Genomic DNA, 313 nt, shown 5'->3' on the forward strand with positions numbered 1-313 from the left:
CTCGCATAGGACCTCCGCCATGAAACGACTGATCCTGCTCACCGCCTGCATGCTGGCCCTGGCCGCCTGCAGCAACCCCGAGGAAGAGCGCAAGGCGCAGGAAGCCGCCGCGGCCGCCGTGCAGGCGCAGAAGGAAGCCAAGGCCGAGGACGTGGCCAAGCAGTACGACATGGCCGTGGCCGCGCAGGACTGGGAACGCGCGCGCCTGCATGGCGCCTCGCTGCTGGACCAGTACAAGGACACCGCCGCCGCCGAACGCATCGCCGCCGGCTTCGACGAGGGCAAGGCCAAGGGCGATGCCGCCGGAGACCTG

Annotated in this window: 1 pseudogene; it reads left to right on the forward strand. The window is 70.3% G+C overall.

Annotated features, from left to right (window positions below):
* Positions 1-19 precede the first annotated feature (19 nt).
* Positions 20-313 (forward strand): annotated as a pseudogene (locus EN850_RS35195) (hypothetical protein); the annotation flags it as partial.

The organism is Mesorhizobium sp. M8A.F.Ca.ET.207.01.1.1 (assembly GCF_004794715.1).
GTDB lineage: Bacteria > Pseudomonadota > Alphaproteobacteria > Rhizobiales > Rhizobiaceae > Mesorhizobium.